Here is a 13959-nt window from a genome sequence, read left to right on the forward strand (position 1 = left end):
TCACAGGCCCGCCGGCCGTGTCGCGGTGATCCTCGCATCGGTCAGCCCGGCGAGTTCTGCTCGGCTGTAACCCAACTCGGACAACACGTCGCTGGTGTGCTCGCCGTACCGTGGGGCACCGCGCTGGATCCAGCGCCGCGGTCTGCCGAGGAACATGAACGGCATACCGGTACACAAAAACGAGCCCACCACCGGATGATCTATACGTTCCCAGAATCCACGGTCGAGCAGGTGCGGATCGGTCAGCAGGCCGGCCGGCGCCCGGACCGGCGCGGCGGCGACGCCGGCCGAACGCAGGCATCGGACGGCGTCGGGCACCGTGCGTTGTGCCGCCCAGGAGGTGATCTGTTTGTCGATCTCATCGGCCCTTTCCCGCCAACTGATCTCGTCGGAACCCAGGTCCGGCCGATCGAGGAGATCCGCCAGTGCCACCCGGCCGGCATCGTCGATCGCAGCCAGCGCCACCCACTCGTCGTCACCCCGGCAGCGGTACACACCCTGCGGGCTGGCACCCGGGCCGCGATTTCCCTGCCGGCGCAGGTCGATGCCGTTGCGCGAGTGTTCGACGAGCATCTCGGCGGCCACATTCAGCGCCGCCTCCACCATGGTGGATTCCACATGCACGCCGACCCCGTCGCGGTCACGGACCACCAGCGCCGCCACTGCGGCAAAGGCGGCATGCAGACCCGCGATCGGGTCACACACACCGCGCGGAATCACCGGCGGCCCATCGGAATGGCCGGTGATCCACGCCATGCCGGTCGCCTGCTCCATGGTCTGAGCGAAGCCCACCCGGTCGCGCCAGGGCCCGTCCAGCCCGAATGCCGGCATCCGCACCATGACGGCGCGGAGGTTCACGGTGCTGACGGCGTCCCATTGCAGGTCGAAGTTCTCCATCACCCGCGGCGAGAAGTTCTCGATGACGAGATCGCTTGCGGCGATGAGTTTCAACGCCACCGCGCGTCCGGTTCCGGTTCCGAGTTCGATGCTTACGTCGCGCTTGTTGTTGTTGCTGCACAGGAAAACCGGGCCCCATTCCCACCACTGGTCCCAACTGGGTGGCCGGCCCGCGGAGAACCGCATGCCGTCGGGCCGACGTACACCCTCCACTTTGATTACGTCGGCCCCCAGCGCGCCGAGAAACTGGGTGGCGAATGGTCCGGCCCAGAAAGCCGTGAAGTCGGCAACCCGGATGTCGGACAACGGAAGTGTTGCGGGATCGGCCCGGCCGGCGCTTTCGGGACGGGGCGGCCAGTCGATGCTGCCGCTGTGTTCGCCGATTTCCGGTGGCCGGCCCGCAGACCTGGTGCTGAATGCGTCAGCGCGGTACGGCACGCGTGGTTGTAGCACGCCGAGTTCGGACTCGACGAAGACTCCCCGTTGGACGAAGTGATCGACGGCGGCCAGCTCCGCCGGGGTGCCGATCGGCGCCACCGGGATGCGGAATCCCGTTGCGAGGTCGACGATCTCCTGGGTGGTGCGGCTTTCGGTCCACTGAGTGACCATCCCCAGGAACTCGTCGCGGCGCGCGATGCGCCCCTCGATGGAAGCCAATTCGGCGTCGTCCAGCAGGTCGGCACGCTCGATGAGTACCAGGAAGTCCTGAAACTGTTGCGCGGTGATGGTGCAGAAGCCGACCATGCCGTCGGCTGTCGGCACGATCGACGGCAGTTCCAGGCTGCGGGCATTCATCTGGGAGTCGACACCCATGACGCTGGCCGACATGGCGGGCAGGCCGCCCATTGCGATTGCCATCGCCTCGTATGTCGAGACGTCGATAATCTCGCCGCGTCCGCAGCGGGCGGCGTGGCGCGTGGCGGCCGCGGCCACCGCCGCCACAAAGGCGCCGGCCAGCCACTCACCCAGCCGCCCGCCGGCCTGCACGGGCTCGTCCCCCGGCCAACCGCGACTGGCTATCGAGCCGGACAGTGCCTGCAGGATGAACTCGTTGGCGAGCACTTGATCGTCGACGTAGGGCCCGGTCGTTCCGAACGGCGTGACGGTGACGACCACCGTCGACGGATCCGTCTGCGCGGCAATGTTATCCAGGGTATGTCCGTCGGTGAGATCAGTGAGCACCACGTCGGCGGACGGCAACAACGCATGCAGATCGTCACCCCGAACCGACTTCTTGCCTGCGGCCAGGTACCCGAACAGTGCCCCCGGCGGTCCACCACCGGCCGACCACCGCCGCAATGAATCCCCCTGTTCAGACTCAATTTTGACAACGTCGGCACCGGCATCGGCGAACATCTTGCCGGCGTAGGAGGCCGCGATGCCGTTGGACAACTCCAGCACGCGCCACCCGGTGAAGGGGGGTTGCTGCGCCACGCTCAGTTACCCAGCGTCGTGGCTCGCCCGGCGATACCGGTCGCATCCACGGTCACCGGTGTCGCGCCCTGGGCCTGCAAAGCGAAGGTCGTCATCCGAGTCCACGCATCGCGGTCACGCTGGCTGGCCTGATGGCCCACGTGCGTCACCACGTCGACGTCGGTGGCCTGGCCGCGCAGATGTCCGGCGCGGGCGTGCTCTTTCGGGATGTGCCGGAACGGATCGAATGAATAGGCAGCCATCGCGTTTTCGTGCGTGATCTTGTTGATGACGGCGTCGCCGAGGTGGCCCATCGTCTCGATGACGTCCTCCGGCGCGAACGGCCAGTTGCTGTCCGAGTGCGGGAAGTCGGACTCCCAGCACACCATGTCCTCGTTGAACCAGTCCATGTTGCGCACGCCGACCTTGTCGCTGATGAAGCAGGTGTAGAAGTGGCGCTGGAACACATCGAGCGGGCCATCGTAGCCCGGCGGGAAGGTGGCCAGCGTCCAGCCCGAATGCCGTTGGTAGACATGCTCGGCGCGCCATAGGAAATACGGAATCCAACCGATGTCGCCTTCGGTGAGTGAGAATTTCAGCTCCGGGAAGTCGGCCCAGAATTGAGCCCAGATGAGTTCGGTGAAGGTGAACATGCTCATCATCGACGACGCGGTCATCATCACACTGGCCGGCGCATCCATCGACACCATCGGCGAGCGGGAAGCGGAACCCACGTGGGTGCACAGCACTGTTCTGTTCTCACAGACGGCTTCGAACAGCGGATACCAGTAACTGGTGTGAATGCTGGGCATCTGCAGCGCTTCTGGATTCTCCGAGAACGTCACCGCGTGACAGCCTTTGTCCGCCAATCGCTTTACTTCTTTAGCCGCTTCGGCCACGTCGTAGAGCGGGAGAATGCCGCACGGGATGAATCGGCCTGGGTATGCCGCGCACCATTCGTCGACGTGCCAGTCGTTGTAGGCCTTGATCATCACCAGGTTGACGTCGCGGTCCGGGCCCTGGTTGAGCACCTGACCGGAGAACCCGGTGAAGTTCGGGAAATTCAGACCGGCCAACTGGCCACCGGCGTTCATGTCGCGCACCCGCTCGTCGACGTTGAAGCAGCCCGGCCGCATCTCGTCGTAGCGAGAAGCGTCGACGTTGTACATCTCGCGGGGTTTGCCGGCCACGGCGTTGAGCCCCATGTTCCGGCCGCGAATGTCACCGTAGTACCACTGCTGAACGCCGTCGGGCTCGGTCAACACCCGTGGCGCGAGGTGCTTGTACCTGGCCGGCACATGGGCGTCGAACATGTCGGCAGGTTCGGCGATGTGGTCGTCAACGCTGATCAGGATCAGGTCGTCTTTGTTCATATCGCGCTCCCCGATGAGTGACTACTAGGCCATGATGTCAGACGGAGGGTGCCAGCCGCTACAGCATGTGGTACCGCGCTAAGGTCCGTCTGACCGTGCCCTGACGATGGACTATTAGTCCACTACGAAGTGCTTCGCTAACGAGTTGACACACGTGCCACCATGAGGCATGCCGGTCGGTGATGAGTTGAGCACGGTCAGGGGTGCCCGACCCACCACCGCCGATGTCGCCCGCCTGGCGGACGTTTCCACCGCGACGGTCAGCTACGTGCTGAACAACGCTGAGGGGCGCAGGATCTCGGCGCAGACCCGGGACGCGGTCAACCGGGCCGCGAAATTGCTCGGCTACCGCCCCAACATTGCGGCCCGCAATCTCGCCCGCGGCAAGGGCGGCGTCGTCCTCTATGTCGTCCCGCACGTGGCCGTGGGCGACATGCCGATGCAGGCCGGTAGCCGGATGACGACCGAACTGGCGCGACTCGGGTTGCTCCAGGTTCAGATCTTCGAAACCGAAGACGACAATCACGTCGTCGACGCCATCGAGAATCTCGACCCGGTCGCGGTGGCCAGCCTGTTCCCGCTCAGCGAGGCGGCGGCGGCCGCGGTCAAGGCGGCGGGTATCCCGCACATCGACATCGGCAGCCTGCCCGCCCTGGGCGATCCCCATCTGGCGGTGGGCGAAATGCGGGTGGCCCACCTTGTGTCGCGGGGCCACCGGCAGATTGCCTATGCATACGGCGGAACCGCGAAGTGGCGCGCGCTGGGTGACTACTGGCTCGACGGCGTCAGCCGCGCGGCGCAATCGCGCGGCCTGCCGCCGGTACGCGTCGCCACCGTTACCATCGACAACGCTCCCGATGTCGTGGCCGGTTGGGTCCGTGACGGCGTGACCGCAGTGTGCGCGCAGAGCGACGACATCGCGTGCCTGATTCTGTACGGCATCCACCAGGCGGGATTGCGGTGTCCCGGCGACCTCGCGGTGATCGGCGTCGACGCGAGCCCGATGGGCGAGGTGAGCACGCCGCCGTTGACCTCGGTCCAGTTCGATCCGCGCGCGGTTGCCGATGCCGCGATCGCGGCTATCTACGAACGGTTGGGCTACCCCGCCCCGCCGTCTCCGGACATCACCGATATCGCCCGCGTCGTGGCGCGGGCATCGACCTAGCCGATGGATAGCCGATCGACTACCCAAGGTCTGGACATCTCTTGGTTAAGCGCATAACCTCGCCTTGACGAGTCAGATACTCAAGGAGGAGTACCGATGACGGTCCAGGCAGTTTTGGACGAGATCCGGCAGCGCCCCGGCACCGGCGACGTGATCACGGTTGTCGATCCCGCCACCGAAGAGCAGGTCACCGAGTTCAAGGACTGCGGCCCCGAGGCTGTCGACGACGCTGTCGCGCGGGCGAAGGCATCCTTCGAAGCCGGAGTCTGGCGGGACAAGCCGCCCAGCGAGCGGGCGAAGATCCTGTGGCGGGTCGGCGAGTTGATCGACCAGAACGCCGACCTGCTGGCCGAACTGGAATCGTTGAACGCCGGCATGACGCCGATGCAGGCGCAGGGCACCGTAACCGTCGGATCGGAGTTCTTCCGCTACTACGCGGGCTGGTGCACGAAGATCGAGGGCATCGCGGCCGACGTGCACACCGGCGGTCTCACCGGCATCGACTCACACCAGCACGCCTACACTCTCAAAGAGCCGTACGGCGTGGTGGGCCTGATCTTCCCGTGGAACGGGCCGGTCTTCAATTTCTGCTGCAAGCTCGCTCCGGCCCTGGCGGCCGGCTGCAGTAGCGTCGTCAAACCCGCTGAGGAGACGCCTCTTTCGGCGCTGGTGCTGGACAACATCCTGCACGAGGCCGGCGTACCCGAGGGTGTGGCAAACCTGGTGCTGGGTAACGGCCATACCGCCGGCGCGGCCATCACCGCGCACCCGGATGTCGAGAAGGTCGCCTTCACCGGCTCCACCGAGGTCGGCCGGGCCATCGTGCACGCGGCCGGCGAAAGCAACTTGAAAAAGGTCACTTTGGAACTGGGTGGCAAGTCGCCGGTGGTGGTGTTCGACGATGCCGACCTGTCCAAAGCCGTACCGATGGCCGCGTTCGGCACCTTCATCCACTCCGGGCAGGCCTGTGTGTGCGGATCGCGAATCTTCGTGCAGCGCGGCATCTTCGACCAGTTCGTGGACGGCCTGGCCAAGGTTGCGGACGGCCTGCCGCAGGGCGGCCCGAAGGACGAGGGCAGTCTCATCGGCCCGCTGATCAGCCAGAAGCAACTCACCCGCGTGCTGGGCTACCTAGATCAGGGCCGCTCCGACGGCGTCGAGGTCGTCACCGGCGGCAATCGCGTAGACCGCAAGGGCTATTTCGTGCGCCCCACCGTGCTGACCAACGTCGCCACCACCAGTCGCCTGTTCCAGGAGGAGATCTTCGGACCGGTGGTCGCGGTCATCCCGTTCGACGACGAGGACGAAGCGGTCGCGCTGGCCAACGACACCACCTACGGCCTGGCCGCCACCGCGTGGACCAGAGACCTGGGCCGCGCGCACCGGATCGCCAAGCGGCTCAAGGCCGGAACGGTGGGTCTGAACTGCCAGATGCAGTTCGACCACTCGATGCCGTTCGGCGGTTACAAGCAGTCCGGGTGGGGTTATGAGTCCGGCAAGGCCGGCCTTGAGACCTACCTGCAGACGAAAATCGTCTGGGCGCAGATGTAACCACCCTGCGCGAGCAGTCGCAAAATCGCATAAATCGGGCCGGATCAACGCGATTTTGCGTCTGCTCGGCCACTTAGGCGGGTTCGTAGCGCAGCATCGTGACATCGTGCTCGGGGTAGTCGCAGAACACCGGCCGCACCCGCATGCCGACCCGCAGCGCTTCCGGCTCGACGTTCACCATCTCGGTGGAAAACCTTGGGCCCTCGTCCCATTCGACGATGGCCAACAGTTGCGGAACCGCGTCGGCGAAGTGCGGACTGACCGGCCGCCGCGCGACGGTATAGGAATACAGCGTTCCCATGCCCGTAATCTCGCGCCACTCCAAGTCGTCGGCCAGGGTGCGCGGCGCCCGAACCCGCGGATAGAACACGTAACTCTGCGACGACGGGGAGTACTGGATGACGATGCGGTGTTGGGCCAGCGCGTCCCAGAACGGCGCCGTCGTCGGTGTTTTGACGGGCATCGGGCGGTCGAAGTTCATGTCAGTCTCCCTGCAGCACGAGCGCAGTCTGCTCGGACAAGATCCCGCCGTTGCCCGACACGAAGGCACGGTTGCAGTCGGCGACCTGCGCCGCGCCGGCGCGGCCCATGATCTGGCGAGTGGCATCGCAGACGTGGTGCATGCCGCCCGCCAGGCCGGCCTGCCCGAATCCGAGTTGGCCGCCGGCGGTGTTGAGCGGGAAGTCACCGCGGAACGTCAGGTCGTGCTCGGCGATGAACTTCAAACCCGTTCCCTTCTCGCAGAAGCCCGCGTCTTCGAGCGAGAGCATGACGGTGATGGTGTAGCAGTCGTAGATCGACACCATGTCCATCTGTTCGCGACTCAGATCGGTCATGGCGAAGGCGGTCTCGGCCGCGGCGGCCATCGGCGTGTTCAACAGGTCTTCGGCGTAGGTCGGCGTCTTGAACGGCACGTTCTCGCCGAATCCTTTGATCCACACCGGTCGGTGCCTGGCGCGTCGGGCCAGGTCGGCACTGGCGACCACCACCGCGGCGCCGCCGACACAGGGCATCACGATTTCCAGCATGTGCAGCGGATCCGCGATCACCGGACTCGCCAACACGTCATCGACGTTCAGGGGCTTGTCTTTCCAGATGGCGCCCTCGGTGTTGTTGGCGTTGACGCGCTGGTCGACGACGATCTTTGCCATCGCGCGCTCGTCGTATCCGTACACGGCGGCGTAGCGCTGAGCGACCTGACCGTAGGGCCCGTTCTGACCCAGGTTGCCGTAGGGAATCTCGAATTCGGCTTGCGGAGAACCGTACTGGTTGCTCGACGAACCGAAGAACATCGCGTCCACCATCGGGCGCGGCCTCTTCTTGGACGACGGGGTAATGTAGCGCGCCGGCAGCGCGCACAGCACGGCATCGCAGATTCCGAGTTCGATCGCCGCGGCTGCGCGCCACACCATCGCGGCGGCGCTGGCCCCGCCGAGGTCCACCAACTCGGCGAATCGCGCTGGTATGCCCAGGTACTCGGCGATCGTGGAGGGAACGAAAATCTGCGATTCCGCCAGGTGCGAGGTGGCGATGCCGTTGACGACATCACCCGGCAGGCCCGCATCGTCGAGCGCGGCGGCGGCGAGTTCGGCCCACTGTTCGAGCACGAACGGGGCGGGCGATGCCTTGGTGAGCCGTTCGGGCGGTAACTCGACATAACCGACGATGGCGGCTTCTCCACGTAATCCCATGCCGTGTCCTTATTTTCGCGGTAAGCCGAGAATCATCTGGGCGATGATGTTCAGCTGGATCTCGCGGGTTCCCCCACCAATCAATTCAGCAGGAAGGTGCAGATACGGCTCCACGATGGCGGGATCGGAGTCAGCAACCATCGCCAGGCGGCCCGTCAGCTGCAACGTCGCCTCAAAGGTGCGCCTCAGCAAAACATTCATCGCAACCTTGGCGATGCTGGAAGCCGGTCCGGACGGCTGGCCGTCGAGGAGCCGGATGGTTTCGCGCACGCCCAGCGCCTTGATGGCGTTGGTGTACGCGTCGAGCTCTCCGAGTGCGCGCAGGGCGTCGTCACGGTCAGGTCCGGGTTCGGATGCCAGCCGGCGCAGCGCGGCGGCGCGGTCGAACTTGACGTATCCGCTGATCGCCGAACGCTCTTCGGCCATCGTGGCGATCGCCAGGTTCCAGCCGCCGACCGGGTCTCCGAGCAGCATGTGGTCCGGTATGAAGACGTCGTCGAGAAAGACCTCGTTGAAGTGAGCCTCGCCCGTCGCGGTCTTGATCGGCTGGATCTCGATCCCCGGCGATCGCATATCCAGGATGAAGTAGCCGATGCCACGGTGCTTGCTGGCCGCCGGGTCGGTGCGGGCCAGCAGCGCGCCGTAGTCTGCGCGGTGCGCGACCGACGTCCATATCTTGTGCCCGTTGATTTTCCAGCCACCGTCTACTTTGGTGGCGCGGGTGGCCAGCGCCGCGAGATCAGAGCCGGCGCCGGGCTCGCTGAACAGCTGGCACCACGCGATCTCACCCCGCTGGGTCGGTGGTATCAGCTTCTCCTGCAGGTCTTCCGGCGCCGCCTTCAGCACCGAGGGCAGGATCCACTCAGCGATACCCAGGGACGGCCGCACCAGTTCGGGCCGCCTGGCGAACTCGTCGTCGATGATGAGTTGACGCAGCGGCCCGGCGTCGAGTCCCCACGGCTTCGGCCAGTGCGGCGCGATCAGACCCGCCTCGGCGATCAGCGTGCGTTGCGGACCGGTCTTGAAGTCCTCGTAGTCGCCTTGCCGCCCGGGCTGGTCGTTGCTCAATTTCATTGCGGCGTCCAGGGTGTGAGCCACCTGTGACCGGAATTCCGCGTCGGCGTCGCCCAGATTGACCGACATGTCGCGTTGCTGAGTGCAGGTTAGCCGCCCCAGCCGGCGGGCCCACCGGTTGGCCGGTCCGATCGACGCCGCCAGGCTGATGGCGCGGCGCCAGTACAGGTGCACGTCGTGCTCCCACGTGAAGCCGATGGCACCGAACATCGTCAGCGCGTCCAGCACCAGATCCGGGGCCGGCGAGATCGCGATCACCGCGGCACCGGCGGCGGCGATTCGGTGCTGGTCGAGCGATTCGCCGCTGGCCCGCACCGCGTCCCACGCCGCCGCCGTCGCAAGTTCGCTGTTGATCAACAACATCGCCGCGCTGTGCTGCAGGGCCTGAAAGGTGCCGATCACCTTGCCGAACTGTTCGCGAATACGCAGATGTGCGGTGACCGCCTCCACGCACCACTGCGTGAGGCCGGCCGTCGTGCTGGCCACCAGCGCCGCCACCACGCACTCCGCCCGGTCCGGGTCGATCCCGGTGAGAACCCCGGCGGCGCCGTATTCGGTCAGGCGTAACCGTCCGACGTCGGTGACGATGTCGGTGCCGTTCTCGGGTTCGGCCGCAGCCGAACTATTTTCAGAATCGGTGACGACCCACACGACGTCGTTGTCCGGGGTACTGGCCGCCACCAGAACGACCTGTGCCGAGCACACACCGGCGGTGACGTCGGATGCGCCCGAGACCACCCAGCCCTCACCATCCGGACACGCGCGGAAATCCCCATTGCCGGGCAGGATGACCGCGGCCGGCGCCCCCGCGGCAAGGCGGCGCACCAGTGACTCCGCTGCCGGTGTCGGGTCGGCCAGCGAGGCCACGGCACCCGCGGTCACGGTCGGCAGCAGCGGGCCGGGCAACAGCGCCTTGGCCGCAGCTTCCAGTACGCAGGCGCAGTCGATCAATCGCCCACCCTGGCCACCCAGCTGCTCCGGCAGGTGAACCGCATGAAAACCGTTGTCGACGAGGGCTTCCCACCACTGCGGCAGCTTGCCTGCGGCGAGCGCCTCGAAGTTGTCCCGGGTCGCGGCGATCGGGGCATGGCGTGCCGCGAACTGCCCGACGGCATCGCTGAGCTGCAGCTGCTCCGCGGTCAGTCCGAGGGTCACGACGCCGACCCGGTCGGCCGGTCGGTGGTGCCCGGAGTGCAAGGGCTCGGCTTCGGCCGCACAGACTGCTATCCTCTCCCCTTACAAGACGAACCGTCTCGTCTTGTCGAAGATTACGTTGCCGGGTCCTGTTCTGTAAAGGCGAGCGATGCCCACCGATCTCACGCCTCGGCGCCGCAGCGAGAAGTCGCGCACGGCGATCGTGGCCGCCACACGTGAGCTGCTACTCGAGCGCGGCTTCGACGGCCTGAGCATCGAAGCGGTCGCCGCCCGGGCCGGAGTGGGCAAACAGACCATCTACCGCTGGTGGCGCAGCCGTCCCGCCCTCGTCGCCGACGTCATGCTCGAAGACGCCGACCGGATCCTCGCCTCGATGAATCACACCGACGACCTGGCCGCCGATCTCGTGGAGTGGGTGGGCAAGCTCGCCACCACGCTGACCACCGACCGCGGTGCGGCGATGTTACGGATTCTGACCGCTGCGGGGATGGAGCACGAGGACACCGCCGTCAAACTTCGCGCCGGGTTCAGCACGCCGCTGCACGACAGCGTCCGGACCCGCCTGCTGGCCGACGACATCGACGAGGCCACCGCCGAGTCGGCCGCGGACGCGATAGTCGGCGGCGTGGTCTATCCGATTCTCTCTGACGCGCAACGCTATTCGCCGCAACGCGCTGAACACACGACCCGCCTGATCGTCGCGTCACTCATCCGATCGTGATCGCCCTTAGGCCCTGACGCACCCGGTCGGGCAGCGACCCGCCGTGCACCAGCCAGTCGTCCAGGGCGAGCCGGACGGTGGCCATCGCCAACGCGCCAATGAGACGGGGCCGCGGATCCTGCGGAGCCAACTCCGGCAATCGCGGCGCGATCAGGTCGGCGATCACCGCCTCGTACCGCACATAGATGTGCAGGGTCCAGGCGTCCAACGTCTCCGAAGAACGGGTGAGCATGGCCAGTTCGCGCACCTGGTTCTCGATCTCGGGAAAACCGTCGGCGAGGTCGCTGAACGCGCCGACCACAGCCTCGATGGCGGACAGCTCGCCCGGCTGGCCGGCCAGTGCGGTGGTGATCCGCTGCAGCCAGTCGACGTTCACACCTTCCGCGACGGCGTCTTCCTTGGAATTGAAGTAGCGGAAGAAGGTGGCACGCCCGATGTCGGCCGCGTCCGCGATGCGCTCCGCCGTGGCCCCCGCCAGCCCCACCTCGGCAACCAACTGTGCCGCGGCTGTCGCGATGCGCTGACGCGTAGCGGCGCGCCGCCGTGCGGACAGCGATTCGCGCGAACTACTGGCCAACTCCTGAGTCATAGTCTAATTATGAGACTATGACTCAAGTCGAGGCGCCGGAGGCGCTCGCCGCGTGGCAGTTCTTCCAGCAGATGCTCGTCAACGCGACCAACGTCGTGACCGAGGACGCCGCATCCGAGCGTGAACTGCTCGAGGGGTTGCGCGTGATCGCGCGGGTGTCATCGCTGTGCTCGCAGCTGTCCGTCGAAGCGGACACCGCGCAGCCGTCGTTCTTCGACATGTCCACGCCCAACCGGATGATCGGCGGTCCCAACCCCGACGGCAACTACTACCTCGCGATGATCCGTGGCGATCGGCGCTACCGGATCACCGGTACCCGGGGCACCAGCGCCTATCTCGGTTTCCAGATACTCGCCGGCACCGGGCTGACGCCCAGGCGCATGGCGGCGTACCTGAGCGATACCGGGCTGGGGTCAGACGAATTCGAGATCATCCTGTCCGCCGACCAGCCTGCCGCCAGGGCGGGCGCGCACTGGCTGCAGATCCCCGCGGACGCGTCGTCCCTCGTCGTCCGGGAGTACATCGGCGACCGCGCCGCCGAGCGGCTGGCCACCCTGCACATCGAAGCCCTGGACGCGGACCCGGTGGTGCCGCTGACCCAGAGCGAGCTGGCCGATCAGTTCACCGCAATGGCCTGGACCCTGATGAAGCTGGTGACACTGCATCGCACGATCAAGCCGGAACTCCTTGATCAGCCCAATACGCTGGTGACCGCCGAGGCGGCCGACCTGGGATCGGCCGACACCACCCCGGACAACCTCTACATGATCGGCACGTTCCGTCTCGACCCGGACCAGGCCCTCATACTCGACATCGGCCCGCCCGACACCCGGTACTGGAACGTCACGCTGGAGAGCATCTGGCACGAATGCCTCGAGCCGCGCCGGCGGCACAGCTCGGTGACCAACCGCGGTGTCCAACCCGACGCCGACGGGCGGGTGCGCGTTGCAATCTCGGCTCAGGACTTCGGTTTCGGCCACTGGCTGGACACCGGCGGCCGTCATCGCGGCTTCATCGTCCTGCGCTGGCTGGACAATCCGTCACCACCGGACGTCTCGGTGTCGGTGCGCAATCGCGGAGAGCAACCGTGACCCTGCACGAGCGGTTCGCGCCGGAACGGCTCATCGCGACCGCGTGCGAGGAAACGGGGCATGACGACTTCGGTGCTGACGGCTGGCAGCACGGACTCGAGCTGGTCGCCGACGGGCTCGTCAAAGAGGCGCGGCTGTCGCCCATCGGCGTGGAGGTCGCCTATCTCGACCTGATGCGTGCCCTGAAGAACCGCCTCGACGTGATCGACTGGCGCAAGCAACATCCGGAGGTCGCGACTAAAGGGATCGATGCTCCGATCGTCATCGTCGGCCAGCCCCGAACCGGGACCACCATTCTCTACGACCTGCTCGCCCAGGACCCAGACCTGCGGGCGCCGCTGACCTGGGAGGTCGACGCGCCCTGCCCGGTGCCCCGACCCGAGACCTACCACGATGACCCGCGGATCGCGGCCGCCCAGGCCGCCATTGAGATGTCCGAGCAGATCATCCCGGGGTTCATGGCGTTCCATCCGATGGGCGCATTGGTGGGCCAGGAGTGTGTTCGCATCACCGCCTGCGAGTTCACCAGCATGATCTTCTCGGTCCAGTACCGGCTGCCGAGCTACTACCGCTGGTTGCTCTATGAGGCAGACCACGCAGGCGCCTACCGCTTCCACCGAATCTTCCTGCAGCACCTGCAATCCGGAGTGCCCGGCCAGTGGCTATTGAAATCGCCGGCACACCTGTGGCAGCTTGACACCTTGTTCGCCGAGTACCCGGACGCGTTGATCGTTCAGACGCATCGGGATCCGCTCAACGTCATCTCGTCGATTGCCGCCCTGACCCACCACCTGCGCCGGATGGCCAGCGAAGCACCCGACATCACCGAGTGCGCGGCCCAGTCCTATGAAGAGATCGCCGTCGGGCTCGACCGCGAGATGGCACTGCGCGACAGCGGCAAGCTCCCCACGGACCAGGTGATCGACATCCATTACGCGGACTTCATCCGCGATCCCTGGACCACGATCCGCGGCATCTATCGGAAGCTGGGCCGCGAACTGACCCCGAGCGCCGAGCAACGGATGCGCGATTTCCTGGCAGCCCATCCCGGCGATGGCGGGCGCCGTCGCTACACCTGGTCGGACACCGGCCTGATCGCCGGCGAGGTTCGGGAGCGGGTGAGCGCGTACCAGGAGCGCTACGCGGTGCCCACCGAGGAGTTGCGGTGAGCGGCGCCGGCCACAATCAATCGAAGACCAAAATCAATCGAAGAAATGAATTCGTTATGTTCCGCAGAAT

The 13959-nt window shown here is 66.2% G+C and carries 11 protein-coding genes; 5 read left to right on the plus strand and 6 right to left on the minus strand.

Annotated elements, in window-relative coordinates; genetic code table 11:
- Entirely contained in the window at positions 1 to 2331 is a 2331-nt protein-coding gene (locus ACNQS7_RS18820) for a CoA transferase (protein WP_418013715.1), read from the minus strand.
- Between the two features lie 2 nt (positions 2332 to 2333).
- Entirely contained in the window at positions 2334 to 3683 is a 1350-nt protein-coding gene (locus ACNQS7_RS18825; protein WP_418013716.1) for an amidohydrolase family protein, read from the minus strand.
- Between the two features lie 169 nt (positions 3684 to 3852).
- Here ACNQS7_RS18825 and ACNQS7_RS18830 point away from each other — a divergent pair, with 169 nt between their 5' ends.
- Together ACNQS7_RS18830 and ACNQS7_RS18835 are read left to right on the plus strand one after the other, a co-directional pair.
- On the plus strand, positions 3853 to 4848 hold the full coding sequence (locus ACNQS7_RS18830; protein WP_418013717.1) for a LacI family DNA-binding transcriptional regulator: 996 nt from the start codon (positions 3853 to 3855) through the stop codon (positions 4846 to 4848).
- 96 nt (positions 4849 to 4944) lie between these two features.
- Entirely contained in the window at positions 4945 to 6399 is a 1455-nt protein-coding gene (locus tag ACNQS7_RS18835) for an aldehyde dehydrogenase family protein (RefSeq protein WP_418013718.1), read from the plus strand.
- A 73-nt stretch (positions 6400 to 6472) separates the two neighbouring features.
- On the opposite strand, the gene ACNQS7_RS18840 is transcribed toward ACNQS7_RS18835, so the two are convergent.
- From ACNQS7_RS18840 to ACNQS7_RS18850, 3 genes are read right to left on the minus strand one after another with little or no spacing between them, the layout of a single operon-like run.
- A complete protein-coding gene (locus ACNQS7_RS18840; protein ID WP_418013719.1) occupies positions 6473 to 6880 on the minus strand; it encodes a Zn-ribbon domain-containing OB-fold protein in 408 nt (135 codons plus the stop codon).
- A 1-nt stretch (position 6881) separates the two neighbouring features.
- A complete protein-coding gene (locus ACNQS7_RS18845; RefSeq protein WP_418013720.1) occupies positions 6882 to 8090 on the minus strand; it encodes a thiolase family protein in 1209 nt (402 codons plus the stop codon).
- 9 nt (positions 8091 to 8099) lie between these two features.
- Positions 8100 to 10319, minus strand: coding sequence for an acyl-CoA dehydrogenase (locus ACNQS7_RS18850; protein ID WP_418013721.1), 2220 nt, complete (start codon positions 10317 to 10319; stop codon positions 8100 to 8102).
- Positions 10320 to 10467: 148 nt separating this feature from the next.
- Here ACNQS7_RS18850 and ACNQS7_RS18855 point away from each other — a divergent pair, with 148 nt between their 5' ends.
- Positions 10468 to 11040, plus strand: a complete 573-nt coding sequence (locus tag ACNQS7_RS18855; protein ID WP_418013722.1) for a TetR/AcrR family transcriptional regulator — start codon at positions 10468 to 10470, stop codon at positions 11038 to 11040.
- Here the strand turns inward: ACNQS7_RS18855 and ACNQS7_RS18860 are convergent.
- Positions 11027 to 11629, minus strand: coding sequence for a TetR family transcriptional regulator (locus tag ACNQS7_RS18860; RefSeq protein ID WP_418013723.1), 603 nt, complete (start codon positions 11627 to 11629; stop codon positions 11027 to 11029). The two genes, ACNQS7_RS18855 and ACNQS7_RS18860, sit on opposite strands and share 14 nt — an antisense overlap.
- A gap of 17 nt (positions 11630 to 11646) precedes the next feature.
- On the opposite strand from ACNQS7_RS18860, the gene ACNQS7_RS18865 reads away from it, so the two are divergent.
- On the plus strand, positions 11647 to 12720 hold the full coding sequence (locus ACNQS7_RS18865; protein WP_418013724.1) for a DUF1214 domain-containing protein: 1074 nt from the start codon (positions 11647 to 11649) through the stop codon (positions 12718 to 12720).
- The gene (locus tag ACNQS7_RS18870; RefSeq protein ID WP_418013725.1) at positions 12717 to 13889 is read left to right on the plus strand and encodes a sulfotransferase family protein; all 1173 of its coding nucleotides are present in this window, start codon (positions 12717 to 12719) and stop codon (positions 13887 to 13889) included. The genes ACNQS7_RS18865 and ACNQS7_RS18870 overlap by 4 nt, the downstream gene beginning before the upstream one ends.
- The last annotated feature ends 70 nt before the right edge of the window (positions 13890 to 13959 follow it).

The organism is Mycobacterium sp. 23, from assembly GCF_048287075.1.
GTDB lineage: Bacteria > Actinomycetota > Actinomycetes > Mycobacteriales > Mycobacteriaceae > Mycobacterium > Mycobacterium gordonae_B.